At 56.1% G+C, this 24,458-nt stretch carries 26 protein-coding genes; 13 read left to right on the plus strand and 13 right to left on the minus strand.

Features of this window, described 5'->3' with window-relative positions; all coding sequences use genetic code 11:
- Positions 1-220 precede the first annotated feature (220 nt).
- The 3 genes from apbC (at position 221) to SADFL11_RS04030 (ending at position 3,664) form a co-directional block, all read left to right on the plus strand.
- A complete protein-coding gene (apbC, locus tag SADFL11_RS04020) occupies positions 221-1,369 on the plus strand; it encodes an iron-sulfur cluster carrier protein ApbC (RefSeq protein WP_008194018.1) in 1,149 nt (382 codons plus the stop codon).
- 70 nt (positions 1,370-1,439) lie between these two features.
- Positions 1,440-2,318 carry a DMT family transporter gene (locus SADFL11_RS04025; protein ID WP_008194701.1) on the plus strand — a complete coding sequence of 293 codons (879 nt, stop codon included), beginning with the start codon at positions 1,440-1,442 and terminating at the stop codon, positions 2,316-2,318.
- Positions 2,319-2,419: 101 nt separating this feature from the next.
- Positions 2,420-3,664, plus strand: coding sequence for a multidrug effflux MFS transporter (locus SADFL11_RS04030; protein WP_008194570.1), 1,245 nt, complete (start codon positions 2,420-2,422; stop codon positions 3,662-3,664).
- A gap of 109 nt (positions 3,665-3,773) precedes the next feature.
- Here SADFL11_RS04030 and moaA read toward each other — a convergent pair whose 3' ends face one another.
- The 3 genes from moaA to SADFL11_RS04045 form a co-directional block, all read right to left on the minus strand.
- Complete coding sequence (gene moaA, locus SADFL11_RS04035) at positions 3,774-4,763, minus strand: GTP 3',8-cyclase MoaA (RefSeq protein ID WP_209002829.1); 990 nt, start codon at positions 4,761-4,763, stop codon at positions 3,774-3,776.
- 247 nt (positions 4,764-5,010) lie between these two features.
- Positions 5,011-5,463 carry a MarR family winged helix-turn-helix transcriptional regulator gene (locus SADFL11_RS04040; protein WP_008190876.1) on the minus strand — a complete coding sequence of 151 codons (453 nt, stop codon included), beginning with the start codon at positions 5,461-5,463 and terminating at the stop codon, positions 5,011-5,013.
- Positions 5,456-6,562: an Acg family FMN-binding oxidoreductase gene (locus SADFL11_RS04045; RefSeq protein WP_008196568.1), complete on the minus strand. Its 1,107-nt coding sequence runs from the start codon at positions 6,560-6,562 to the stop codon at positions 5,456-5,458. The genes SADFL11_RS04040 and SADFL11_RS04045 overlap by 8 nt, the downstream gene beginning before the upstream one ends.
- A 166-nt stretch (positions 6,563-6,728) precedes the next feature.
- Here SADFL11_RS04045 and SADFL11_RS04050 point away from each other — a divergent pair, with 166 nt between their 5' ends.
- The 3 genes from SADFL11_RS04050 (at position 6,729) to SADFL11_RS04060 (ending at position 9,503) form a co-directional block, all read left to right on the plus strand.
- On the plus strand, positions 6,729-8,165 hold the full coding sequence (locus tag SADFL11_RS04050; protein WP_008196250.1) for a cryptochrome/photolyase family protein: 1,437 nt from the start codon (positions 6,729-6,731) through the stop codon (positions 8,163-8,165).
- Positions 8,166-8,226: 61 nt separating this feature from the next.
- Positions 8,227-8,589: a gamma-butyrobetaine hydroxylase family protein gene (locus tag SADFL11_RS04055; protein ID WP_008192003.1), complete on the plus strand. Its 363-nt coding sequence runs from the start codon at positions 8,227-8,229 to the stop codon at positions 8,587-8,589.
- A gap of 197 nt (positions 8,590-8,786) precedes the next feature.
- Positions 8,787-9,503, plus strand: coding sequence for a DNA helicase (locus tag SADFL11_RS04060; protein ID WP_040450668.1), 717 nt, complete (start codon positions 8,787-8,789; stop codon positions 9,501-9,503).
- Positions 9,504-9,559: 56 nt separating this feature from the next.
- Here SADFL11_RS04060 and SADFL11_RS04065 read toward each other — a convergent pair whose 3' ends face one another.
- Both SADFL11_RS04065 and SADFL11_RS04070 read right to left on the minus strand, forming a co-directional pair.
- Positions 9,560-10,519, minus strand: a complete 960-nt coding sequence (locus SADFL11_RS04065; protein ID WP_008193400.1) for an alpha/beta fold hydrolase — start codon at positions 10,517-10,519, stop codon at positions 9,560-9,562.
- Positions 10,520-10,567: 48 nt separating this feature from the next.
- A complete protein-coding gene (locus SADFL11_RS04070; protein WP_008194077.1) occupies positions 10,568-11,197 on the minus strand; it encodes a pyridoxamine 5'-phosphate oxidase family protein in 630 nt (209 codons plus the stop codon).
- 235 nt (positions 11,198-11,432) lie between these two features.
- Between SADFL11_RS04070 and SADFL11_RS04075 the strand changes: the two genes are divergently transcribed.
- Positions 11,433-11,999, plus strand: coding sequence for a TetR/AcrR family transcriptional regulator (locus SADFL11_RS04075; RefSeq protein ID WP_008196933.1), 567 nt, complete (start codon positions 11,433-11,435; stop codon positions 11,997-11,999).
- Positions 12,000-12,048: 49 nt separating this feature from the next.
- Here SADFL11_RS04075 and SADFL11_RS04080 read toward each other — a convergent pair whose 3' ends face one another.
- The gene (locus tag SADFL11_RS04080; protein ID WP_008190704.1) at positions 12,049-12,642 is read right to left on the minus strand and encodes a L,D-transpeptidase; all 594 of its coding nucleotides are present in this window, start codon (positions 12,640-12,642) and stop codon (positions 12,049-12,051) included.
- Positions 12,643-12,943: 301 nt separating this feature from the next.
- Positions 12,944-13,786 (minus strand): urea carboxylase-associated family protein, encoded by an 843-nt coding sequence (locus SADFL11_RS04085; protein ID WP_040452119.1) that lies wholly within the window; start codon positions 13,784-13,786, stop codon positions 12,944-12,946.
- Positions 13,787-13,999: 213 nt separating this feature from the next.
- Between SADFL11_RS04085 and SADFL11_RS25695 the strand changes: the two genes are divergently transcribed.
- A complete protein-coding gene (locus tag SADFL11_RS25695; protein WP_008196064.1) occupies positions 14,000-14,128 on the plus strand; it encodes a hypothetical protein in 129 nt (42 codons plus the stop codon).
- Between the two features lie 59 nt (positions 14,129-14,187).
- On the opposite strand, the gene SADFL11_RS04090 is transcribed toward SADFL11_RS25695, so the two are convergent.
- Entirely contained in the window at positions 14,188-15,276 is a 1,089-nt protein-coding gene (locus SADFL11_RS04090; protein WP_167578949.1) for a DUF389 domain-containing protein, read from the minus strand.
- 296 nt (positions 15,277-15,572) lie between these two features.
- Positions 15,573-16,580: an AraC family transcriptional regulator gene (locus SADFL11_RS04095; protein WP_167578950.1), complete on the minus strand. Its 1,008-nt coding sequence runs from the start codon at positions 16,578-16,580 to the stop codon at positions 15,573-15,575.
- A gap of 180 nt (positions 16,581-16,760) precedes the next feature.
- Between SADFL11_RS04095 and SADFL11_RS25195 the strand changes: the two genes are divergently transcribed.
- The 5 genes from SADFL11_RS25195 to SADFL11_RS04115 all read left to right on the plus strand — a co-directional run bounded on the left by SADFL11_RS25195 (position 16,761) and on the right by SADFL11_RS04115 (position 19,613).
- A complete protein-coding gene (locus SADFL11_RS25195; protein ID WP_040450666.1) occupies positions 16,761-17,141 on the plus strand; it encodes a hypothetical protein in 381 nt (126 codons plus the stop codon).
- Complete coding sequence (locus SADFL11_RS04100; RefSeq protein ID WP_008191355.1) at positions 17,138-18,352, plus strand: HlyD family secretion protein; 1,215 nt, start codon at positions 17,138-17,140, stop codon at positions 18,350-18,352. Before SADFL11_RS25195 ends, SADFL11_RS04100 begins: the two co-directional genes overlap by 4 nt.
- Before the next feature lie 360 nt (positions 18,353-18,712).
- On the plus strand, positions 18,713-18,907 hold the full coding sequence (locus SADFL11_RS04105) for a hypothetical protein (RefSeq protein WP_008189491.1): 195 nt from the start codon (positions 18,713-18,715) through the stop codon (positions 18,905-18,907).
- Between the two features lie 91 nt (positions 18,908-18,998).
- On the plus strand, positions 18,999-19,223 hold the full coding sequence (locus tag SADFL11_RS04110) for a hypothetical protein (protein WP_008195969.1): 225 nt from the start codon (positions 18,999-19,001) through the stop codon (positions 19,221-19,223).
- Between the two features lie 90 nt (positions 19,224-19,313).
- A complete protein-coding gene (locus SADFL11_RS04115) occupies positions 19,314-19,613 on the plus strand; it encodes a hypothetical protein (protein ID WP_008197122.1) in 300 nt (99 codons plus the stop codon).
- 1,185 nt (positions 19,614-20,798) lie between these two features.
- Here SADFL11_RS04115 and SADFL11_RS04120 read toward each other — a convergent pair.
- The 4 genes from SADFL11_RS04120 to SADFL11_RS04135 all read right to left on the minus strand — a co-directional run bounded on the left by SADFL11_RS04120 (position 20,799) and on the right by SADFL11_RS04135 (position 24,373).
- Positions 20,799-22,436, minus strand: coding sequence for a fumarate hydratase (locus SADFL11_RS04120; RefSeq protein ID WP_008192229.1), 1,638 nt, complete (start codon positions 22,434-22,436; stop codon positions 20,799-20,801).
- A gap of 133 nt (positions 22,437-22,569) precedes the next feature.
- On the minus strand, positions 22,570-23,124 hold the full coding sequence (locus SADFL11_RS04125) for a YceI family protein (RefSeq protein WP_008189311.1): 555 nt from the start codon (positions 23,122-23,124) through the stop codon (positions 22,570-22,572).
- The gene (locus tag SADFL11_RS04130) at positions 23,121-23,732 is read right to left on the minus strand and encodes a cytochrome b (protein WP_040450663.1); all 612 of its coding nucleotides are present in this window, start codon (positions 23,730-23,732) and stop codon (positions 23,121-23,123) included. Before SADFL11_RS04130 ends, SADFL11_RS04125 begins: the two co-directional genes overlap by 4 nt.
- A gap of 56 nt (positions 23,733-23,788) precedes the next feature.
- Positions 23,789-24,373 (minus strand): YceI family protein, encoded by a 585-nt coding sequence (locus SADFL11_RS04135; RefSeq protein ID WP_008189928.1) that lies wholly within the window; start codon positions 24,371-24,373, stop codon positions 23,789-23,791.
- Positions 24,374-24,458: the final 85 nt, after the last annotated feature.

Genomic DNA, 24,458 nt, shown 5'->3' on the forward strand with positions numbered 1-24,458 from the left:
TCCGGACTGCCTGGGGAAGGGTCAAGGACAACATTGTCCTCTCTGCGCAAGGGGGACAATGTTGAGCGCTCAACACACCTTGTAACGCGCAATCATCAACCCTAAGAAACAGGAGGAAATCACCTTAAAAGGTGAAAATCATACAATAAGGTGATTTTGGGCCGATATGGCACCTCAGCGGAGGAGCGCTGCGATCACCTGAGACCGACAGGACGCATAGATGAGTGAAACCATAAAAAACGCCGTGATGGACCGGCTGCGCCAGATCAAAGGGCCTGACCTAGAGGGCGATATCATCTCGCTTGGACTGGTTTCAGACGTCTTCGTGTCCGATGGCCGTGTCGCTTTTTCGATTACAGTTCCAGCTGCGCGGGCTCAGGAATTGGAACCCTTGCGTCAGGCGGCCGAGAAAGTCGTCAAGGAAGTCGATGGTGTTGAAAACGCCATGGTTGCCCTCACTGCAGAGCGCGCGCCCGGAAGTGCCCCGGTACGTCCGCCGCAGCCTGCGCCAGCGCCGCGGACGCCGAAACCGCCGCAGGAAGAACAAGCCTCTGCCAAACCGGGTGTCCCGGGAATCAAACACATTGTGGCTGTTGCGTCCGGAAAGGGCGGAGTTGGCAAATCGACCACAACTGCGAACCTCGCGCTGGGCATGGCCGCAAATGGTTTGAAGGTCGGTGTTCTCGATGCCGACATCTATGGGCCGTCCGTGCCGCGGCTTTTCAACGTCTCCGGACGCCCGGAGGCCTTGTCCGGTCGCATGCTCAAGCCATTGGAAGGCTATGGCGTCAAGGTGATGTCCATGGGCTTCATGGTGGAAGAAGAAACCCCGATGATCTGGCGCGGTCCGATGGTGATCTCCGCGCTCACTCAGATGCTGCGCGAAGTTGCCTGGGGCGAGCTTGACGTTCTTGTCGTGGATATGCCCCCGGGAACTGGTGATGCACAGCTCACTATGGCCCAACAAGTGCCGCTGGCCGGGGCCGTGATTGTTTCCACCCCGCAGGATCTTGCCTTGATTGACGCCCGCAAGGGGCTCGCCATGTTCAAGAAGGTCGACGTGCCCGTCCTCGGCATTGTTGAAAACATGAGCTACTTCCTCTGCCCGGATTGCGGCAGCCGCCATGATATCTTCGGTCACGGCGGTGCGCGAGCAGATGCTGAGCGTTTGGGTGTACCGTTCCTTGGCGAGGTGCCGTTGGCCATGAAAATCCGGGAGACATCCGATGCTGGTACGCCAATTGTTGTGTCTGATCCGGAAAGTCAGTCTGCGCAAATCTACAAAGAGATCGCCGGCAAAGTGATGGCCGGTATCGAAGGCGGGACGGACGGTGCCGATCGCGCCGCTCCCGCGATTGTTTTTGAATAGTCAGCGCATAGTTTAGTTTGGATCGGGCAGGGGCGATGTTCCTGCCCGAATTTCGTTTAAAGGCATCTTTATGGACCATCCGGGCAACAGCCGGGCGATCGCTGCGATGCTGATCGCTATGGCCGGCTTCATCTTGAACGACACGCTGGTCAAGATGGCTTCCGACGCGTTGCCGCTCGGACAGATTATTCTTGTGCGTGGCTTGATCTGCATCGCAGCGCTGGGCGTTGCCGGTGCTGTAACCGGGTTGTTTCACAATGCGCGTGTTTTGGCGCATCCAGCGGTCCTGGTTCGGGCACTCGCAGAGACAGCAGCCACCATGCTCTATTTGACGGCGCTCTTCCAGTTGCCGATCGCCAACGCGACCGCGATCCTTCAGGTGTTGCCGCTCGTGGTAACAGCGGCGGCAGCGGTTTTCCTAAAAGACGCGGTTGGGTGGCGGCGATGGAGCGCGATCCTTGTCGGTCTGATCGGCGTGTTGTTGATTATCCGGCCCGGGTTGGACGGCTTCAATGCGTTCTCTCTTTTGGCTCTGGCCGGAGTTGGCTGCATGGCCCTGCGGGATCTTGCAACCCGTCAGTTGCCCAAAGATGTCCCGACCCTCGGTGTCGCTTTGGTGAGTTTTGTTGCCGTGACGCTGCTTGGCACTATGTTGACGGTGCAATCCGGCTGGACGGATCTGTCTTTGGTGGAATACGGCTATCTCGGCGGGGCGGCTGTTTTTGTCCTGGCTGGGTACGTCTTCATTATTCTGGCGATGCGGTTCGGGGACATCGCCGTTGTTGCGCCCTTCCGGTACACCATTGTCGTCTGGGCAATTTTGCTGGGCTACCTTGTGTGGGGCGATGTCCCGGATGGAATCACATTGGTAGGCATCGCCATCGTCATCGCGTCCGGCACCTACAGCTTTTTCCGGGAACGTAAAGCTGGCGCAGCGGATACAAGGTGATGCGCAACTATTGCGATAGTTGGCGCTGCTTTCAATTAATAAGATTGATTTTTTGAGCACGCCTTTTTAAGGTCTGCGTTCAGCGAAAAGAACAATTTCAAATGGCCTCAGATCTGACTGCGCATACAACCCGGGAACCCAAACGGATCGCGTTTGTTGTCATGCTTATGGGCATTTCGACATTGTCTCCCTTTGCGATGAACATCTATCTGCCATCGGTCGACGGCATGATGAGCGCATTCTCGGCCACCGCAGCTGAGATTCAGCTCACTCTAGCTTTTTATTTCATCGCTATCGCCGTCGCGCAGATTTTTTTGGGGCCGATCTCGGACCAGTTCGGCAGGCGCCCCGTTATTGTAGCCGGAATGGTGCTGTTCGTCATCGGCAGCGTGTTGTGTTTGATGGCGCCGACGGTTGAGGCCCTGATAGCTGCCCGGATTGTTCAAGCGATCGGCGGCGGTGCCGGTCTCGTTCTGGCCCGTGCCATCGTCCGGGACGTCTACGGACGCGACAAAGCAGCCAGCATGATCGGTTATGTTGCAATGGGCATGGCAGTCGCGCCGACCATCGGGCCCGCGATCGGCGGGTTTCTCGACGCGCATTACGGTTGGCGTGGTGGTTTTGTGTTGATGCTGATTTTTGGGATCGGCGTTACGATTTGCGCCTGGCTTTTCCTTCCTGAGACCAATCAGCACAAAAAAGCGGTCAGTCTGAAGCAGATCGGGCAGGGCTATGCGGATCTGTTTAAGGAAAAGATGTTCTGGGTGTTCTGCGGGGCATCGACCTTTATGGCCTGGCTGTACTTTGCCTATCTCGGCGGCGCCCCGTTTGTCGCCGCCGGTGTGTTCAATATGGCTCCTGCGGAAATAGGCCTTTATCTGATGGTGGTCTCGATCGGCTATATCATCGGGAACTTCATCACCGGCCGGATTGCAGCTCGTGCAGGGATTGCCCGGATGATCGCGCTCGGTGTGATCACCGGTGTCTTTGGGGTGTCGCTTCTTGTCGTTGGAACCTTGACGGACAGCCTTACCGGGCCGCTGTTTTTCATGCCGATGTTTTTCATCGGTCTGGGCAATGGGCTTGGCATTCCAAGCGCCATCTCCGGAGCTGTGAGCATCCGCCCTGATCTTGCCGGCACGGCGTCCGGAATGCTCAGTTTTCTTCAGGTTGGCGCCGGTGCGCTGGTCTCGAGTGCCGTCGCCTATATGTTCTCGGCAGACATTGCCGGGGGCGGTGAGATGCCGATGATCCTGGTCATGGTTGTCGGAGGCGTTTTCGGACTGGCGTGTGTGCTCGCCGTTTTCCTCGGCGAGCGCCAGGACACACAATATGAAGACCGGTGAACGATAGACCTGAAGCGCGTTCACTCAAGCTACGGCGGTCGATCTGCCGCGCAACACGTTTTGTGCTGCTTTGCGCTTGGTGTCGTCTTGGAAAGACGTAGGTCGGTGATTACCCGCCCGTGACGCTCATGTGCCGGGAAACAGCGGGCTGATTACGCTCCCGGTCAATGACAAAGTCGTGCCCCTTTGGCTTGCGTCCAATGGCCTCGTCAATTGCGGCACTCAGCAGCTCATTGCCTTCAGATGCCCGTAAAGGCGCTCGCAGGTCCGCCATGTCATCCTGACCAAGGCACATGTAAAGCTGGCCGGTGCAGGTCACGCGGACCCGGTTGCAGCTTTCGCAGAAATTGTGAGTCATTGGGGTGATGAAGCCGAGGCGGCCGCCGGTTTCCTCAACCGTGACATAGCGCGCCGGCCCACCGGTTTTGTAAGGGATGTCCATCAGGGTGAAGCGTTCGGACAGGCGCTGGCGCACGGTGGAGAGCGGCAGATACTGATCGGTGCGATCTTCGTTGATCTCGCCGAGCGGCATGGTTTCGATCATTGTGAGATCATACCCATGCTCATGGCACCAGGTCATCATGCTCTCAATTTCATGCTCATTCACTTGTTTGAGCGCGACCATGTTGATCTTGATAGCAAGCCCGGCTTCCTTGGCGACGCGGATGCCGTCCATGACTTTGGCAAGATCGCCCCAGCGGGTGACCGCCTTGAATTTCTGCGGATCCAGCGTGTCGATGGAAACATTGATGCGGCGAACGCCGCAATCATAAAGCTCATGCGCAAAGCGGGCGAGCTGGGATCCGTTGGTGGTGAGCGTCAGCTCTTCCAGAGCGCCACTGTCCAGATGCCGCCCGAGGCTGCGGATCAGGCTCATGATGTTTTTGCGCACCAGCGGTTCACCGCCTGTCAGGCGCAGCTTGCGGACACCTTTTTCGATGAAGGCGGTGCACAGGCGGTCCAGCTCTTCGAGGCTGAGAACTTCGCGTTTTGGCAGGAACGTCATGTCTTCTGCCATGCAGTACACACACCTAAAATCACAGCGGTCAGTGACGGATACCCGGAGATAGGAAACGGCGCGGCCAAAGGGATCGATCATCGGTTTGGGCCTTGCAGATGTCTCTGGTGCCGCCGGTTTCGAAACCACGATATTGCCGTCTGTCACGTTCCGCTCTCCCTCAGAATTGTCTTCGACGACGGGTCTTCGCCCGCTCCTGCATCATATGGAACAAACCGGCATGTTTTCAAACAAAACCGGAGTCAAACAGTTCAGTTCCGGACTATGGGTAAACTCGATAGTGTAGTTTTGTCAATCGCGCGCGAGCTCTGCAAGTCGCCAGGGGCCCTCAATTCTCGTCGCGATACGCATCCATGAAACTGCGAACTTCCGCGAGAATCGGCAGTATTTCGGCGATTTTTTCCTCCGGGATTGCCGATTTTATCGCCGACATGTCCGGATCAATCGAGCGGATGGCCGTCTCGCGAAACTGACGCCCGGCTTCGGTAAGCCAGACTGTTTTGCTGCGGCCGTCTTTTGGGTTTGGGCGCATGTCAACCAAGCCGTGATCCAGCAAGCCGCTCAGCGTGTGGGTCATTGTCGTCTTGGGAACCTGAAATGCCTTGGCAAGTGCCAGGGGCGTTTGACCGTCTTTTACCCGTATCAGGTGGTTGATCACACTGAAGTGGGGCAGGGTCAGGCCCTTCGGCAGCCGGGCTTCCATCGCAGCCCGGCTCAGTTGGGCAATAATGCCGATTTCATTGAAAAAACTGAACAGCGTATGGCGGGACGCGTTATCCATTCATCATCCGTGTTTCAAGGGGCCAGCGCGGCGTGCGGGCGGTTTGCGGCCCGAATCCCAATCGTCCAAGCATCTGAACAGTTTCTCCCGGTTTGGCAAGCAGGCGGTGCGCTTCGGCATGATGCGGGGCCATTTCGTCAAACTCCTGCAGCGCCTGGCTCACCGGGTGAAGGGCCAGTCCAAGACGTGTCGTTTCCAGGTTGAGCCTTAGCCAGCGGCGGCCAGCCTCTATTTGATCGGGCCGTGTGTTTGCCGGCGTTGTCAGGCTGATATAGGCGGGCGTTGCATGGAGCATTGCCTGGTACATCTTCACGCCTTCCTGAAATCCTGTGGACTCCGGGTCCAGCTGGCTGTCCTTGGTTAGAAGACCTGCCACCATCAGGCTTTCCAGGAACGGACCGCCGAGATCAATGCCGTCCGGATTTGCATTGATTTCCTCCTTGCCGAAGCGCATCAAGTCAACGCTTTCCTTCAAGGTCCGGTGGGTGTTCATTTCCGTCAACCAGGCCTGCCAGGTCAGGTCTTTGATGGTTTCGACATCCGCCGGATTTGTCCAAACAGTGCCATAGGTTTTAAGGTCCGCCGTCATGGCAGCAGTGACGGGCGTGTCCTGGAACGGCTCCTTGCAGGACCGCCGGCTCATCATGTGTGCGCCCAATGGATCTGAGTCCGCTCTCTCTACCAACACAACATCCGCGACTGGACCATCAGCTCCCTCTGGAAAGAGTGAAATCTCTGCCGAAAAGCCTTTGGGCCTTGCAGCAATGGCCATTTGCTCCAGGAAACAGCCGAGACCGATGAAGATCTGCCGGTGGTAAGGGTCGGTGTGAGGGAGATCCCGCGCCGGATCTCTGTGCAGCCGGAAGGCGTTCTTGTCAGTCAACTCGATCAGCCAGGGCTGCCGGTTATGCGGGTTTGGTGCCAGCAAGGCGTAAGACAGGGCAAACAGCCGTGGATCTTCGTATCCGCCGGCGTTGCTCCACGGTTTGAGCGCCTTTTCTGGAGTGCGGGTAGCGAGAAATGTACCGGCCGATGCGGTGGCGGCAACAATAAGACCACCTCCAAGTAGGGCGAGCGTTTTGCGGCGGGAAACTGACATGGAAGGCTCCTATATGATGCGATATCGTACTATATAATACGAAATCGCACTAAATCAAGTGATGTGGTCAGTCGTCCAATTTTTGGGAGCATGTGCCTTTAAAGTCATTGAAAAATGATCTGAAGAGGGGCGGCCGCGTAGGAAAGAGACACATTAAAGAGGCGTTATGACTACAATCGTTTGGTTCCGGCAGGACTTGCGCGTTTCCGACAATCCGGCCCTTCATGAAGCAACCCGGCGGGGCCCGGTATTGCCGGTCTATATTCTTGAAACACCGGATCAATCAGGCGATGAACATCCCTTGGGCGGCGCCAGCCGGTGGTGGCTGCATCACAGCCTGGCCGCGCTGAAGGAAGACCTCCCGGGTCTTGTCTTTCTGCGCGGCAGCGCACGGCATCTGATCCCGGAACTCGTTCAAGAGACCGGCGCTGATGCCGTCTACTGGAACCGCTGTTATGAGCCCCATGCGATCGAACGCGACAGTGCGCTGAAAGAGTCCCTGAAAACCGACCTGATCGATGCCAAGAGTTTCAAGGCGTCATTGCTGTTTGAGCCCTGGGATGTCGAAACAAAAACCGGCGGCCCCTACAAGGTGTATTCGCCGTTCTGGAAAGCGGCTCAAAAAATCAGCGTGCCCGATCCATTGCCTGCCCCGGCGGAGATCAACTTCACTGCTTATGATCGAGGGGATAACCTGTCCGACCTGGAATTGCTGCCGACGAAGCCGAACTGGGCTGAAGGCTGGGAAGACATCTGGCAGCCTGGAGCAGCCGGTGCCAAAGACCGCCTGATCGAATTTCTGGACCACGGATTGTCAGGCTATGGTGACAAGCGCAACCGGCCGGACCTGCCGAATGTCTCGCGCCTTTCGCCACACCTTCATTTCGGCGATATCTCGCCAAAGCAAGTGTGGTCGGCAACGCAGCATGCAACCGCCCGCAAATCCAGCCTTTCCAGTGACGGGCACAAATTCCTGTCGGAAATCGCCTGGCGCGAGTTCTCCTATCATCTCCTCTACCATTACCCGCAACTGCCGGAGAAAAATTGGCGGCCTGCCTTCGACGCTTACCCCTGGCGGGAGAGCGAGGAGGATCTGAAGAAATGGCAAACGGGATTGACTGGTTATCCGATGGTGGATGCCGGGATGCGCGAACTCTGGCACACGGGCTACATGCACAATCGTGTGCGAATGCTGGCTGGCAGTTTCCTGGTCAAGCATCTCCGTCTCCACTGGAAGCACGGCGAAGCCTGGTTCCGCGACACGCTGGTCGATGCGGATCTTGCCAACAACTCAGCAAGCTGGCAGTGGGTCGCCGGTTCCGGGGCAGATGCGGCACCATATTTCCGGATCTTCAATCCGATTTCGCAGGGACCGAAATTCGACCCGGACGGCAAATACGTGCGCCGCTGGGTGCCGGAATTGGCCAAGCTGCCGACAAAACACCTGTTTTCGCCCTTCGAGGCCCCGGCAAGCGTTTTGAGCGAGGCGGGCGTCCGGCTTGGAGAAACCTACCCGTATCCGATCGTTGACCATGGCAAGGCCCGCCAAGCTGCGCTCGACGGCTATGAGGATGTGAAATCAGCGGGAAAAGATGCAGCTTGACCCGTTGAATTCGCCCGGTATCGTCGCGCCACCAAATTCTGCCTAACCGGACACAGACAAAATGACTGACTCTTCTGCCCCCTGGCCGACTGAACTCAGGGTTTCCAAGGATCGCAAAACCTTGACCGTTGCTTTCAACGATGGGGAGCAGCACGAATTGAGTGCGGAATATCTGCGGGTGTGTTCACCGTCGGCCGAGGTGAAAGGTCACGCTCCGTCGCAAAAGAAAACCGTCCCTGGCAAGAAAAACGTCGGGATCATGAAGATTGATCCAGTGGGCAATTACGCCGTCCGCATTCACTTCGACGACATGCACAATTCCGGTATTTTCAGCTGGACTTATCTCCTGGAACTGGCAACGGACCGGTCAAAGTACTGGGGCGGGTACTTGCAGGAGCTCGGTGAGAAGGGCCTCAGCCGGTAATTCGTACGCGTTGCTGCAAACTGTTGTTCGGTGACATGCAAAGGGGGAATCGGGTATGATGTTCTCCAGGCGAGGCTCGCGCCGTCCCCCTCCAATGGAGCAGCAGTAAGCCTGCAGAGCCGGACCCATTCTAGATCGACTGAACATGCGCTGCATGAGGAGGGATTGCATTTGGCATGGCTTCAGGAGGTCATGACATGGATACCTTATCGACTCCGATTTTCCGTCTAAAAAAGCGTGCTCATCAGTTGGTACGAGACGAGGGCCTTCCTCTTCACAGGGCACTGGACCGGGTCGCACAACACGAAGGATTTCGAAACTGGAGCCTTCTAGCAAACCGATACAAAACTGATCCGCTGCATATCCAAGTTCTTAATCAAATGCGCCCCGGGCATACATTGCTCGTCGGGGGCAGGCCTCGACAGGGCAAGACCAAGCTCGGCTTGAAGCTAGTTGCCCGGGCGGCAGTTGCAGGTGGACCAGTCGTCGTATTTTCCCTGGACTACACCGAGGATCAGATCCGGGCTGAATTTGCGCACTTATGGGAGAGTGGCAATCAGTCACCACGGCATCCCATCATTGATGTATCTGACCAGATTTGTGCCAACCATATTGTTGCCCGCCTGCAGCAAGCGCCAGGCTGCTCGCTTGTCCTAATTGATTATCTTCAACTCCTGGACCAAAGCCGGACGACACCGCCACTGGACGAGCAGTTGCATGTCCTAACGCGGTTCGTAAAAAGCAGCGGCTGTAAGATGGTTTTCTTGGCGCAGATAGATCGTGACTTTGAAAACTCCGGCAGAAAGTTGCCCGATTTTGGTGATGTTCGCCAGCCGAATCCATGTGATTTCTCCAGGTTCGACTTAGGGTGTTTTTTGCATGGTGGTGAAGTGCAGATCGTACCTGCCCCATAGACAATCGAACACCGGCAAATGGGCAGCGCGGTTTTCACCGCGCCGCCTCTGTTTGGTTACGGGTTGACTTCGCGTTCCAGGAAATCCCGAATTTCGTCTGCTATGAAAGCCCCGTCTTCTTCAAGGGCAAAGTGGCCAGTGTCGAGAAGATGGAACTCGACATTGGTCAGGTCCTGCCGATAGGGGTGGGCGCCTTCCGCCGGGAAAATCTGATCTTTCCTGCCCCAGACCACGAGGGCAGGCGGCTGATGCTCGCGGAACAAAGCCTGCCATTCCGGATAGAGCGTCAGATTGGTCCGGTAATCATAGAACAGCTCCAGTTGAACCTCGGCATTTCCCGGGCGATCCAAAAGGTATTGTACGTGCCAATAATTGTCCGGGCTGATGGCGTCCGGGTTTCTGGTTCCGTGGGTGAATTGCCATTTGGTGCCTTCGATCGCGAGGAACCCGCGCAGGGGGGCGGCATTTTCCTCTGAAGGATCGGCCCAGTAGGCCCGAATGGGATCCCAAAACTCCGGCAGGCCTTCTTCATAAGCGTTGCCGTTTTGAATGATGAAACCCGTCACCCTGTCAGGGGCATCGGCAAACAGCCGGTAGCCCACGGGTGCGCCGTAGTCCATCAGGTAGAGCGCATAATTCTCAATGTTCTTGCGTTCCAGAAGCGCATCGACCGTACCGGCCAGGTTGTCGAACGTATAATCGTAGGTTTCAGCGGACGGCATGTCGGACGCGCCAAATCCCTGAAAGTCAGGTGCGATCACGTGATAGTCCGCTGCAAGGTCCGGAATCAGGTTGCGGAACATGTGCGACGAGGTCGGAAAGCCGTGCAGCAGCAGCACAGTCGGATTGGCGGGATCACCGGCCTCACGATAAGCAATTCGCAGACCGTCGATCGTTTCGTATCCAAACCTGGTCTCAAACGCGGAGGCGCGCTCCGAGGCGTTGGATGACGCAATTGGTATGGTCAAGGCCGCTGCCAACAAGGCAGCCGAAAGGGTTCTGGTAATCAGCGACATGGGAATTCTCCGTTTTTAGTGAGTCGCCGGAAACTGCCGGCGTCAGGCTTAGGTTGCGGGTTTCAGGAAGTCTTTGAGTTCCACGTTTTCCGCTTCGAGGTCTGCAATACGGTTTTGAAGGGCCAGAATGTCCGGCGCGAGTTCTTCCAGCGTGTAGCGCTTCGGAATGTGCTGCGGACAGTTCCAGTCGAGGGCTTCGATCGTCAGGACGACGGCGCGTTCGGGCAGGCCGCGATATCGGTCTTCGCGCAAAGCGGCGATCAGGTTCGGATCGTCCTTGGCATCAATCTGCCGGGCCCGCGCCCAGACTTTCAGGCGGCGGCGATTGGGGTAATCCATCAGGATCAGGGATACACGGTCATTTTCTTTGAGGTTGCCGGAGCTGATGTATTGCCGGTTGCCGCGAAAATCCGCATAGGCCAGTGTCTTTTCATCCATAACCTTCAAGAACCCGCGTGGTCCACCACGAAACTGAACGTAGGGCCAACCGGTCTCGGAGACGGTCGCCTGATAGAAGCCATCACGTTCGGAGATGAAGGCAGCTTCTGCTGGGCCCAGCCGATCGCCGCTGTCCGCCTCCGGAAGATCGAGCGGGGCGTAAGCCTCCCGGGAACCTTCTTCCGTTTGCCGCGCCCGAACAGCCGGGGTAAAGGCAATGGTTGACAATGCGCGTGCCATGACAGGTCTCCAATCAGTAAATGTACCGTTCTGTTCACTTTGATGAGCTGTAAATGTACTGATCTGTTCATTAATTCAAGGGGAATTGGACATATTTTTCGAGTTGGATCGTTTTAAATTCATCAAAATATGTATAAGTATCTGAAAATAAGCCATAAATATCGAATCCTAAAAATTGAATTGAACAGAATATCAATCGTAATATATATACTGATCAGTACATATAGGAGTGGGTATGCGCCCGAGTAAACGCGACGAACTGGTTCATAAAGCCCAAGAGATTTTCGATCGGGATGGATTTCAGGCAACCGGCATGGATGCGCTTGTGGCTGAGACCGGCATCAGCAAGACAACGATGTTCAAGCACTTCCGGAACAAGGATGAACTGATCCTGGCGACCTTGCGGCTTCGGGATGAGACGTTCCGTAACTGGATGCACCGGAAACTTGACCGGTTCTCAGGCGCGCCGGATCAGCAACTGTTGGCGGTTTTCGAACTGTTGCAGGAGTGGTTCGACCAGCCGGATTTTCACGGCTGCTTGTTCATCAAGGCAGCCTCGGAGTTCTCTGACGGCGAAGCGGCGATCCCGGCGCAGGCCCGCGAACACAAACGGCTCCTGCTCAACGACTTGATTGGATTGGCCAAGGCCGCCGGAGCAGATTTGCCGGATCAGCTGGGCCGCCAGTTGATGCTTTTGATTGAGGGCGCCATCGTTGCAGCGCGCATGGGGTACTCCCAAACACCGGCCCGCGATGCACACGCGGCGGCAAAGGTGCTGATTGACCAGGCTATTCGCCAATAAAAAAGGCCGGGATGTCCCGGCCTTTTCTTGATGACATGTGGCTGACGGATCAGCGCTTCACAATGATTTTCGCGCCGACATCCACGCTTTTGTAAAGATGGATGACATCCTCATTCGCCATCCGGATGCACCCGGAAGAGACCGCTGAGCCGATCGTCCACGGTTCCGTGGTCCCGTGGATACGATACAAGGTGTTGCCGATGTAGAGCGCGCGTGCACCCATCGGGTTGTTCGGGCCACCCTTCATGTGCGCCGGAAGGATCCGGCCCTTGGCACGCTCGCGGGCCCGCATCTGCGCCGGCGGTGTCCAGCTCGGCCATTCAGCCTTGCGGGTCACGCGGTGTGTCCCGGCCCACTGGAAACCGTCTTTGCCGACACCCACGCCGTATTTCATGGCGCGGCCATTGCCCAGAACATGGTAAAGGCGGCGCTCGGACGTGTCGATGACAATGGTGCCCGGGCTGTAAGGACCGTCATAACGCACGCGCTTGCGCTTGATCGGGGAAGGCCCGCCTGGATGGTATTTCATGGTGAGCCAGCGTTTGCTCACCGGATCGAAGTAGGTTCCTTGCGCACTGGCAGGGGTTTCGAACATGATCGCGCTGATCGCGAGTGCCAAAACCAAATAAAACAGTTTTTTCATAACATATCCCCGTAGACACCCAGCCTCCTGACGGAGAGGCGAATCCATTCCTCAAAGATAAAATGACGTTCTTGCCGTACCGTTAACACTATTGGCGGAATCGAGGCGCGTCTTTCATCTCACGTATCTGTGATCGGTGTATTTCGACCGACATTTGTGCCTCATCGGCAACAATTCATGCGCGCCAGTACAGTCCAAACCGGCAGCACACGCATAAGTTAGTCTTTGCCGTCACTCTTTTTGGTGATCCAGAACACACTTTGCCGCCGCTTTAGTAAAATTTCCAATCAAATCCCATGCGTCAGAGCCCGTGGGTGCGATCATACGGATTGATTTCAGGCGATTGCCATCCATCCAGACGGCCATCGAGCGGCTTGAAGACTTCCATGAGCATTGGATGACAGGGCGCGGTGTCACTCGAATGTTCTGACCCGCAATCGCCGCCCGGACAGGCGCTCATGACGGCGAGCAATCCGATTTCGGCAAAAAACTCAAGATAGTCGCCTGGCCGGACTGGGCTGGCCTTCATGAAGTACTGACCGGTGTCGCGGGTAAAACCGGTGCACATGAAGACATTCAGCACATCATGGACGTGGTTTTCGGCTTCTTCCAGGCTCATGCCTTTGGTCTGAGCGAGCGCACGGGTCAAATTGGAATGGCAGCAATGGTGATAATCAGGACCGCCAAGCGCACGGCCGGTATAGGGGTCGCATCGCGTTCCGATCACATCATGCACCGAGCCGCCGAATTCGTCGATGCCATACCAGTCGAGGGTATCGGTGGTGACGGTTGCCAGCGGGCGTAGGGTCGGGAAGTTCGACCAGAGCCGGTCCCCAGTGGTCACATGCGTGCCATGGAGTGCGCGCGTCTTGCCGGAATAAAACCGTTCGCTGAGATCAGCACTGTTGAAGAGATTGAGGTCGCCAACCTGTGGGCCCTCAATCGACGTAATCTTCAAAAAACATCCTACCGGGATTTCAATGCTCGCGGCTTCTCGCGGAGGCACCGTCACCTCGCCAATCTTTTCCGCACCTTCTCGCGCCTTTCCATAAAGCGTCAGGTCAGGGGCAGGCAGGGTATCGTTCGGATAACAAATCACCGGGCGGATCGCGCGGCGGTCTGCAGCATCAACGGGTTGGGTCATCGGTGCATCCAGCAAGGTTTGGCAATGAACGAGTTGTGGCCGGGCAGGTGACATCTTGCAAGACCGGTTGTCTGAGTAAATGACCTGTCTCACATCAAAACCGGAATGGACCGGAAGGTCCTACTCCGCCCGGATGTGACGACCATCACGTCATGAAGGACACGCCTTGGGTAGTCTTATTTCAGTTGAACTGAAGATCTTTGGGAGGACATCATGGCACAGTACGGCGGCAAAAGAACATCTCACATCCGGCAAATGTGTGTGGCGCTGAAACCGTTAAAGCGGACGGACGCCGAAACTTCAGGTGAGACGTTGAAATCCGACACTGAAGATCAGGATTGATGGTCGTGCTGTGCCGCGCGGGTCAGTCGGGGCATGCGCGTGGTTTTGGCGCGGAAACATCAACTCCCGCGGCCGAGCGCACGCAAGCGCATGACATCTATGGCGCCGATGTCGACCTCTATAAGGACGTCTTCGCCAATGTCCTTTGCCAGCTGGGCACTGAAACGTTCCAGATTCTCTTGTGCTTGCGCCAGCTTTTTGCGGTCGGCCAGAAGGTCGACCCGGATGAACAAATGGTCGTTGCGATAGCCTACATTGACAGTTTGGATCCGCACCTCGGTGCCTTTGGAACCAAAGGTGGGTTCCCGTTCCAGATTTTTGTTCACCAGCCGCAAGAGACGGTTTTTGACATAGATTTCGTGCAAGGCCGTGTTGAGCGGAGGCACAAGGAAGTAGCCGCCAAGTGACGCAACGATCAGTAAGGCGAGACCCTTCTTCCTCTGGCCATAGTTCTGCAAAAGAAACACCAGTGCGGCGACGATAATGATGCCAGCAAGGTTCGTTAAGAACAGCAGAGCCCCTCCAGCTGCGACATCGATGCCCGCATCCTGCAAACCGAACTCGTCGAGACGCAGACCGATCTCAGAGCTTGCCTTGCTGCCCAAGGCCAGGCCAATTCCGGCAACAGCAAGGGGAGGGACAAGGGCAACCGCGATCGCGACCCCGGCAATGGAATCGGCGATGCTGGGCCGGGTTTGCGCATAGGCGCCAGCGCAGCCCGCAGCGAGGGCAACGGCGAGATCAATCATCGACGGGCTGGTTCTTGCAAGAATCTCCGGTCCTACGATCCGGGCGCCAATAGCCATCACCCCGAGATACCCGATCGTCACCACACACACTGTTCCGGCCAGAACGGTGACAGCCGAACGTCTGATCAGCGCCCAGTTGTAGGTCGCTATGCCAAATGCGAGGCTCAGAATGGGCGCCATCAGGGGCGCAATGATCATTGCTCCAATCACTGTTGCGGTGCTGTTGGCAACCAGGCCCAACGTTGCCAGGACCGCGCTTAAGGAGAGCATCAGATAAAAAGGGAAAGTGGCGACGGAGAACCGCTCCATGCGGGCCGCGAGCTCTTTTCCGTCCGTTTTTTCAGATGGCTCCGCATCTGGGCGGGGGCGGAACCACAATGCGTAAATCGGTCGTCGCACGGCGCACCTCATCGATCGCAATCTGACCTAGGATGCGTTGATGTCTGGCGGTTCTCAATCCTGTGAAATTTACGCTTAACCGGGTCGAAGCGCTCGTCTGTAACCTTGGTTCAATTCGCGCCGGGAAACTCTCTGAAACCTTCCAGATGCCAACGATTTTCGGCCGTTCATCTCTGTCAATTGCCAGAGTTCGGGTAATTGATAGTGGGGTTCTTTGAGGCCGTGTATCTAACGGCATTAAAACGTTGGAGCTCAAATAATACTGCAAGAAAATCCGAGCTGTCTTCTGTCACAAGTTATCCGTTGGTCCTCTTGAATTGCGCAGGTGTCGTTCCGGTCCAGCGTTTGAAGGCGACTGAGAAGGCCGCCTGATCACCAAAGTCGAGCAGGAAGGCAACCTGTGCGATACTGCTTTCACTCAGGAGCATTTGCTTGGCCATATCGCTTCTGGCGGCTTCCGCGAGCGATTTGTAGTTTGTCCCCTCGGCCGCCAGATGCCGCGTGAGCGTGCGGCGGGTCATACAGAGTTCTTCGGCGACTTCATCGCCGCTTGGCAAATGGCCGGGTAGGCGCGATTTCACAAGGTTCATGACCCTTGAGGACAGGCTGGAGGTCTCCTGTGGTACCTTTTCTAGCCGGGCATCGCCATGGGCCATGAGGTGGTCGAGCAGAGCCGTGTCAGCGGTGGGGATCGGGTAGTCCAGCCCGCCTACAGGCAGCCGGACGCCGCTTACCGGTTGCCCGCAAAGCACCTTGCAGTCCACATGTTCGCAAAGTGCCTTGCAGTGTTCAGGATCGTTTTCCTCAAAGAGCAGGGCAAGCGGGCCAAACTCGGGACCAGCAATCTGACGGATCCGCATATACATTCCGCAAACCAGAAGCTCTCGGTGGCGCGGCGCCTGGTGCCCCGCCAGAACGTTGCTTTGAAGCGCAACAACCGGACCTTCTTCTGAGATCTTAAGTCTGAACTGCAGGTCTGAATCTTCAAGCGCATAGTACTTCTGTGCAAATTCTAAAACCTGCCGGACCGTCTCGCTGGCTCTTGCCAAATAGGCAACGAGCGTTTTTGCGCCTTCTGTTGCAAGGCCAGCGCGGGCGGCGAACGTTGGGTCGCCAAGCACGTGGCAGGTGTGTTGCACGGCCAGCGCCTCGGCAGTCAGCTCTATCTTTGCGTCAGGATCGGTCAGCACTCCGGGATCGATCCCGACCTGACTCAAGACCATCTCGAATGGCATCGATACGGCGGGCTCCTTGGCATAGATCCGGCCAAGATGTTTCAAACGATAGGCGCTAATGCGTGGCACGTCTGCTGCTCCTTGCGACTCAGGGGATGAATCAGGGTTTCTTCGTAATTGTCCAAAATGAAAAAACCGTTGGCCAGATGGCAAAAGAACGGATCGGTTACCTGCCCCAAATGTCCGGCGTAACCCGACGATGCTGCCCAAGGGGGGCGGCTTTGTGAGTTGAAGCAAAGGACATACATCGTGAAAAAACAACTTCTGCCGGGCCTTGCAGTGTTCGGCGCCATGACCACACAAGCAGCCGCGGCAAGCGCCGAGCCAAGATGGTGGGTCCCGCCCGGCGAGAGTGACTGGTACGCTTGGGTTGGTCTTGTCATCTTCTTTCTGGCGATTCTTCTGGTCGTGCATCTTTATGCGCGCTTTGACCATTATGCGGAGCACCGCTCCAAGAACACTCCACTGCGCACCACAATCCCGATGATGCTGACGGTTGCACTGGCCTTCGAAATCATGCCGGCGCTCAGCCATTTCAGCGTGCTTCTCCCTGCGGCGCTTATTTTGACCGCAATTGCGCGCGACTTCATGTTGTGGTGGCGGCCTGAAGATGTGGAGGCAGCCCAATGATCGAGCTTCTCGTCACCTCTTTCCCCTTTGTCCTGCGCGTGATGTACCTGCGTTGGAAGGGGCTCCCGATCACCCTATACAACGTTCACCGTGCGCTGTTCCTGTGGTTTATTCTGGCCTTGATCGTGTTTTTCGCTGTCTTTTATTACTATCCGAAATCCTACACTGGCATCGTCCCGTTTCGGACAGTGCCAGTGGTTGCAGAGACCGGTGGGACGGTTACCGAGGTGTTTGTCAAAGGCGGCGATCACGTTACCGTCGGCGAACCGCTCTTTTCCATCGAAAATGCGTCTGAACTGGCCAAGGTCGAATTGGCGGAACGCAAGATCGACGAAATCAATGCAGCCATCGTGGCGGCACATTTTGAAGTCGATACAGCTGAAGCCGCCCTTGACGCAGCAGAGGCAGCCCTGAAGCAGGCCGAAATCACTCTTGCGGATCATCAGGAACTGAAACAGCGCAAATCTTCTGCCTATCAACCCAGCCAATTCGAACGGGCACAATCACAGCGCGAAACGCGTTCTGCCGAAGTGGATGCCGCGACAAGCAAACTTTCTGCCGCAAAGGTTCAGGCCGAAGCCATCATCCCGGCGCAGCTGGAAAGTGCCAAAGCTTCCCTCAAACAAGCCCAGTTGGAGTTGGAAAGAACTCGTGTGCTCAGTTTCGTTGATGGGATTGTTGAGCAGCTGGCACTCAACGTTGGAGCTCGTGCAACTCCTGCTGCCATGAGCCCGGCAATGGTGATTGTGCCCGATCGCACGGCATCTCAAAGCGGACGGATTGTCGCCGGTTTCTCGCAGGTGTCACGCCGCGAAATATATGAAGGCATGGCAGCCGAGATTGCCTGCGAAAGCAACTTCAACATTGCGATGAACAATACTGTACTGCCGGCGCGGATCACCCGCATCCAGATACCGATTTCCGCTGGCCAGATGACACCGAGTGGCCGGCTGATGGAACCGGCAGAACGGGCAAAGCGAGGTCAGATCGTGGCTCACCTTGATCTGGTCTATCCGGAGCATCAGGAACTCCTTGTGCCGGGCAGCGGCTGCATTGTCCAGGCGTATACGACACACCTTAAAGGTCCTCTGGAAGGAAGTGTCACGGCTCATGTGATCGAAGCTCTTGGTATCATCAAGGCCGTCGGTATTCGGATCAAAGCCTGGCTTGGCCTGGCCGCTGGAATTGGCCTCGCTGGTTCCGGACACTGAGACCCGAGTACAATGAGCAAAAATGCCCGGGCGGTTTGCCCGGGCTTTTTTGTTTGCAGTGTCATAAGCCAAACAAACGGCCGTGCCTGAGGCTGCGATACATGCGGTTTTGAAGGATGGATCGACCAATATGGTTGCGCGACTATGTTTCTAAGTAGCTGATTTAAATTAGTATCTTCCTGAGAACGGGTTCTAGAGTGGATGCCGAGGACTGGATTTTTCCCAGTTACGTCACTTTGGCCAAAACACAAAAACAGGTGTCCAGAAGCCAAAAGAACGTCTTCTGAGTTTCAACCATATTCGCTGTGTCAACAAACAAGACTGCCCTTTGGGGCGGTTGAAATTCAAAGGAACAGTGAAATGAACATCAAAGCCCTAACCCTTGCCGCCGCCGCTTTCTCAATCGGTTTCATCGGTGAAGTCGATCTGTCCGGCATCCAGCAAGGTGGTCCGGTCACTTTTCAAGTCAGCGAAGCAGATGCGCAAACAGCATCACGAAACACTGCACGTCGGACAGCCCGCCGTACGTCTCGTCGGCAAAATTCCTACGACTGATCTCTCATAGATTACTCACCCGGAACACTCAGAAACCAGCCGCCGAACCATCGGAATGAACCCGCGGCTTGACCAAATAAGGAATGAACCCATGAACATCAAAGCCCTGACCCTTGCCGCCGCCGCGTTCTCGATCGGCTTCATCGGTGAAGTCGACCTCTCCGGTATCCAGCAAGGTGGTCCGGTCACCTTTCAAGTCAGCGAAGCAGATGCGCAGACTGCCTCACGAAATGCTGCACGCCGCACCTCCCGCCGCACATCCCGCCGAGTAAACCGTCGGCATGATGCCTACGAAAACGCCACTGAGAACGACTGAACCCTAGCGGATCGCATTTCTCTAACACAACGAACACGCCGCTGACTTGCCAGGAACCAAGGCGCGGCCTGAAGATCAAAGGAAAATCCAATGAATACCAAAGCTCTTACGCTTGCCGCTGCTGCCTTTTGCGTCGGCTATGTCGGTGAAGTCAAAATCGACGACGTCCGCTCCGGAAGCCCTATTACAATTTCAGTCAGCGAAGCAGATGCGCAGACAGCAACACGAAACGCCGCACGCCGCACCGCCCGCCGCACGTCCCGACGGGTCAACCGCCGGCAAAACATCTCCGGTTGCTCGCCGTACAATGCCTATTACAATTGTGGTGGTGTGTACTATCAGGCCGTAACTGAGAACGGAACGACCGTTTATGTTGTCGTCAATCCGTGACGCATAGCTCAACTAAGATATTGATCGATCTTCAGGACCGCTCCGTCGGTCCTGCAGCCGTTTTCAAAAACGTGGCCGCCACAATTCTATATTCGGGTTCTATATCATTGGTTGATAGAACATTTTCTGTCCAAAGACGAATTTTCTCGCGCTAAATCACGGATCGCGGCGCGCACTTTTATCGAGCAAATTTCTCTGGGTTACAATGCGATCCACTCTTTTGTCTGCCCGAAAATCAGCCTTTAGACCGAGCACAAGTCCAAAAGATACGAGAACCCCAGCAACACGAAACAGCCAAAGGGCTCCAGTTACACCAAGAAGTTCTACGGCCCATGGAGCCCGATAACTGGTCCGGATATTGTCTGCATCCACGAAGAACAGACCAAACACGCATACGGAAAGTAGACAGATACCTAGAAGCGTGGTGCGCTTATGTTTTTTGAAAAGGGAACGGCTCAACACGTAAAGCTCCGAGCGAATTTTTGTATCGCCTTTACGATAACAATCAGAGGTTAGTGGAGAAATAATTCGTAAGCCGGCGGTTTGCGGTTTCTATCTGAACAAAGTGGTTTCACCGAAGTGCACTGGAATGCGTCCGGCCTCACCCCCGGATTCATGTTGTTAAAGAGGTCATTACCGCTGTTGCCGGCGCCGGTCGGCCTACGGACTCGTAGTACAAGTCAGGGCAGCCACGTTGATCCCCCCAATCCTTACCTGACCGCCCGAGCAATTGCAGGCTGTAGTGCTGGTAACAGGGTTTCCCTCAGTACAAAGCGCCTGACTGGCGGCTGGTTGGCTGCAGGTAGCCGCGGCACCGCTTGCTGAACAAGTTAGTGGGCCGCGCCCATTGCCTTGCGGTTGGCAGGATGCCGAGCAGCCGCTTGCCAAAGCTGCCCTTGTTGAGACCAGGGTTGGATCTTGAGACTGTTTTGTTTCTGCGGCAATGGCAACGCTTGATACAAAGCCTAGACCGAAGATGAGTAGAGATGCTCTAAACACTAAAAACATGGGTCCATTCCCCCTCACAGTATCGAGGAATTATTATACCATATATTGTATTTTCCGCATAATACTCTCATAAGTTACTATTGCGTCATCGAAAACTAAACCCGCCAGCGATCTTACCAGCGGGTTCCGTTTGGATTAAATTGTGCAATATGCGCGCATGCCTTCATGCTGGTAGCATCACCCCAAATTCAGCTCCTTGAAGAAGTCGTTGCCCTTGTCGTCGACGACGATGAAGGCGGGGAAGTTTTCGACTTCGATTTTCCAGACCGCTTCCATGCCAAGTTCCTCGAACTCGACGACTTCGACCTTCTTGATGCAGTCCTGGGCAAGCCGGGCTGCCGGGCCGCCGATGGAGCCGAGATAAAACCCGCCATGGGCCTGGCAGGCGCGGCGGACTTGAGCGGAGCGGTTGCCCTTTGCCAGCATCACCATCGAGCCACCGGCAGCCTGGAACTGATCTACATAGGCGTCCATGCGGCCGGCCGTTGTCGGCCCAAAGGAGCCGGAGGGCATGCCGTCAGGGGTCTTGGCGGGGCCTGCGTAATAAACCGGGTGGTTCTTGATGTAGTCGGGCAGGGGCTCGCCGGCCTCCAGCCGTTCGCGCAGTTTTGCGTGGGCCGCATCACGGGCAACGATCAGTGTTCCGGTCAGGGAGAGACGGGTCTTGATTGGATGCTTTGTGAGTTCCCCGAGGATCTCGGACATCGATTTGGTGAGGTCAATCTCGACGACGTCACCGCCCAAGTGATCATCGGTGATTTCCGGCAGATACTTTTCCGGATGCATTTCAAGCTGTTCCAGGAAAATTCCGTCCTTGGTGATCTTGCCGACGGCCTGACGGTCGGCGGAGCAGGACACGGCCAGACCGATCGGCAGGGAGGCGCCGTGGCGCGGGAGGCGGATCACGCGGACGTCGTGGCAGAAGTATTTGCCGCCGAACTGTGCGCCAACGCCGGTTGCCTGGGTCAGCTTGTGGATCTCTTCCTCCATCGCGAGATCCCGGAACGCATGTCCGGCTTCCGAGCCTTCGGTCGGCAGGCCGTCGAGATAGCGGGCTGACGCGTATTTCGCCGTCTTCAGGTTCATCTCCGCTGAGGTTCCGCCGATGACGATCGCCAGGTGATAGGGCGGGCAGGCCGCTGTCCCGAGCGTCAGGATCTTTTCCTTCAGGAAGTCGATCATGCGGTCGTGGGTCAGGAGCGACGGTGTTCCCTGGAAGAGGAAGGTCTTGTTCGCAGATCCACCGCCCTTGGCCATGAACAGGAACTTGTAGGCGTCCTCGCCTTCTGAATAGAGCTCGATTTGCGCCGGCATGTTGTTCTTGGTGTTTTTCTCCTCGAACATGGAGATCGGCGCGAGCTGCGAATAGCGCAAGTTCTTCTTGAAATAGGCATCGCGCGCACCTTCACCGAGCGCTGCCTCGTCGCCGCCGGAGGTCCACACACGGCGGCCCTTCTTGCCCATGATGATCGCCGTGCCGGTGTCCTGGCACATCGGCAAGACTCCATGGGAGGCGATGTTGGCGTTCTTCAAGAGATCAAAGGCGACGAACTTGTCGTTTTCAGTGGCTTCCGGATCATCGAGGATCTTCTGCAGCTGTTCGAGGTGCCCCGGGCGCAAAAAGTGGTTGATGTCCTTGAAAGCCTCTTCGGCAAGAAGGCGCAGGCCTTCCGGCTCGACGACCAAAACTTCTTCGCCGTTAAATTCGGCTGTTTTAACATGGTCAGAGCTCAGCTTGCGATAGGGCGTCGTGTCTTCGCCTTGCGGGAAGAGGGCGCTGTGCTGATAGTCTGGCGGGGTGACGGGCGCGTTCATGCAAAAAAGCCTTCCTGATCTGGCTAGGCGCTGACGGATCAGCCCTGGCAAAAGGTCTGTGGCGTGTTCTTAAGCAAAAAGACCGCGAACGCCAAGCGCCGCGGTCTCATGATTTGGTCTGATCGAGGAATTGTCAGCGGGTCGCTGTCAGATTGAGCGTGACAGTGACAGCATCGCCGACGGTATCTGTTCCGACACCGGATCCAAGGCCGTATTCAATACGGTTTAAAGTCGCCACGCCATTGGCTGTGGCGGTGTCGCCATTGATAGCCAGTGTAAAGTCCAGGACGAGCGGCATGGACACGCCCTTGATCGTGAGCGTTCCGTTTGCCCGGTAACTGTCGCCTTCCACCCGTTCGACGCTGTCGGCGGTGAAGGTCGCGTCCGGAAACGCGGCGGTGTCAAACCAATCGCCATTCGGCAGGGTCCCGTCAAACTGGGCGTTGCCGGTGGAGGCGCTGGCCGGACGGATGGTTGCCGAAATATCGGCGTTCTCCGGCGCGTCCGGGTCAAACTCGATTGAAGCGTCCCAGGAGGTAAATCGTCCTGTCAAAGCGCTGCTGCCTTGCTGGACTTCGAACCCAAGTGTGCTCTGCGCCGGGTCAACGGTCCATGTCGCGGCAAGCGCGGGCTGCACGGTCAGGAAAGACAAGGTGCAGCTGATGAGTGCAAGTGATTTCAGTGTCATGCTTTGGCTTTCTCAGAATGTGATTTAAGCGCGTTTTGGGCCGGCTCGGTTGATGTCATCCGCTTCAAGGTGTCGTCCTTCGCAATGAAGTGGTGCTTCAGTGCGGCAGCGATGTGAACAACCACCAGGGCGATTAACAGATACGCACCGTATTCATGGAGGATCATGAAAAAGGTTTCGGCCTGTTCTTTTGTTCCAAGGGCCTCCGGATACGGCAGGTGTGGGATCGGCAGAACGTTGAACACCACTGTCGGGATGCCCCAGGGCGATGCTGACACCATGAACCAGCCTGTGATCGGCATTGCGAAGATCAGGGCATAGAGCCCAATGTGGCCGAGATGAGCTGCAAGTTTTTCAAGAGCCGGCATTTCAGCAGGCAGTTTCGGCGAAGGATTTGCCAGACGCCAAATCAGTCTGAATGCTGCAAGGGCCAGAACGACAAAGCCGAATGACTTATGCAGTTGGTAGAACTGAAAAAGGTTCGGGTCGGTCTGCGGCAGCTGCTTGAGATAAAGTCCGAAGGCGAGCATGCCGATTATCAGCAGGGCCATGGTCCAGTGAAAGAAAATGGCTATCCGGCCATAACCGGTTGGCGTATTGCGATACATGGCGGTTTCCTTCGGCAAACGGGAAGCCTCAACAAGGCTCCCCGCATCTTCGCGGATTAGTTTGTTGCGGCAGTCGTCAGCGTTTCTGTGTGGAACGTGATCGTGACCTCGTCACCTACATAGGGCACGAACATGTCCATGCCGAAGTCAGAGCGTTTGATCACGGTGTTTACGGCAAAACCAACCGATTCCTTCTTCGCCATCGGATGCTCACCCATTGCCTTGACATCAACGGTCAGGGTCGCCGGCTTCGTGATGCCTTTGATGGTGAGATCGCCGGTGACTTCAAGTTGCTTCTCCCCGGTTTGTTCAACGCTTGTGCTCTTGAAGGTCGCTTCCGGGAACTTCTCAGCGTCAAAGAAGTCGGCGCTCAGGAGGTGCTTGTCGCGGTCTGCCCAGAATGTATCGAGGCTGCCGATCTGAATGGTGAACTCGATTGAGGAATTGGACGGTGTTTCCTTGTCGATCAGAAGGGTACCATCCCAGTCACCAAAACGGCCATCGGTGGTGGAGTAACCAAGGTGATCGTACGTGAAGGACAGGTTGGAGTGGGATTTGTCGAAGTCGAACGCAACAGGTTCGGCGACAGCAGCGCCAGCGAGAACGGACAGGGCGAAGGCAGATGTAGCAAGACGGATCATTTTGGAACCTCATCAATAAGTCTGTTGAAGACGTTCCATCGGGAACGCTGATCCATCACATAAGCTGTATTTCAAAAGCTGCAAT

This window comes from Roseibium alexandrii DFL-11 (genome assembly GCF_000158095.2).
Classification (GTDB): Bacteria; Pseudomonadota; Alphaproteobacteria; order Rhizobiales; family Stappiaceae; genus Roseibium; species Roseibium alexandrii.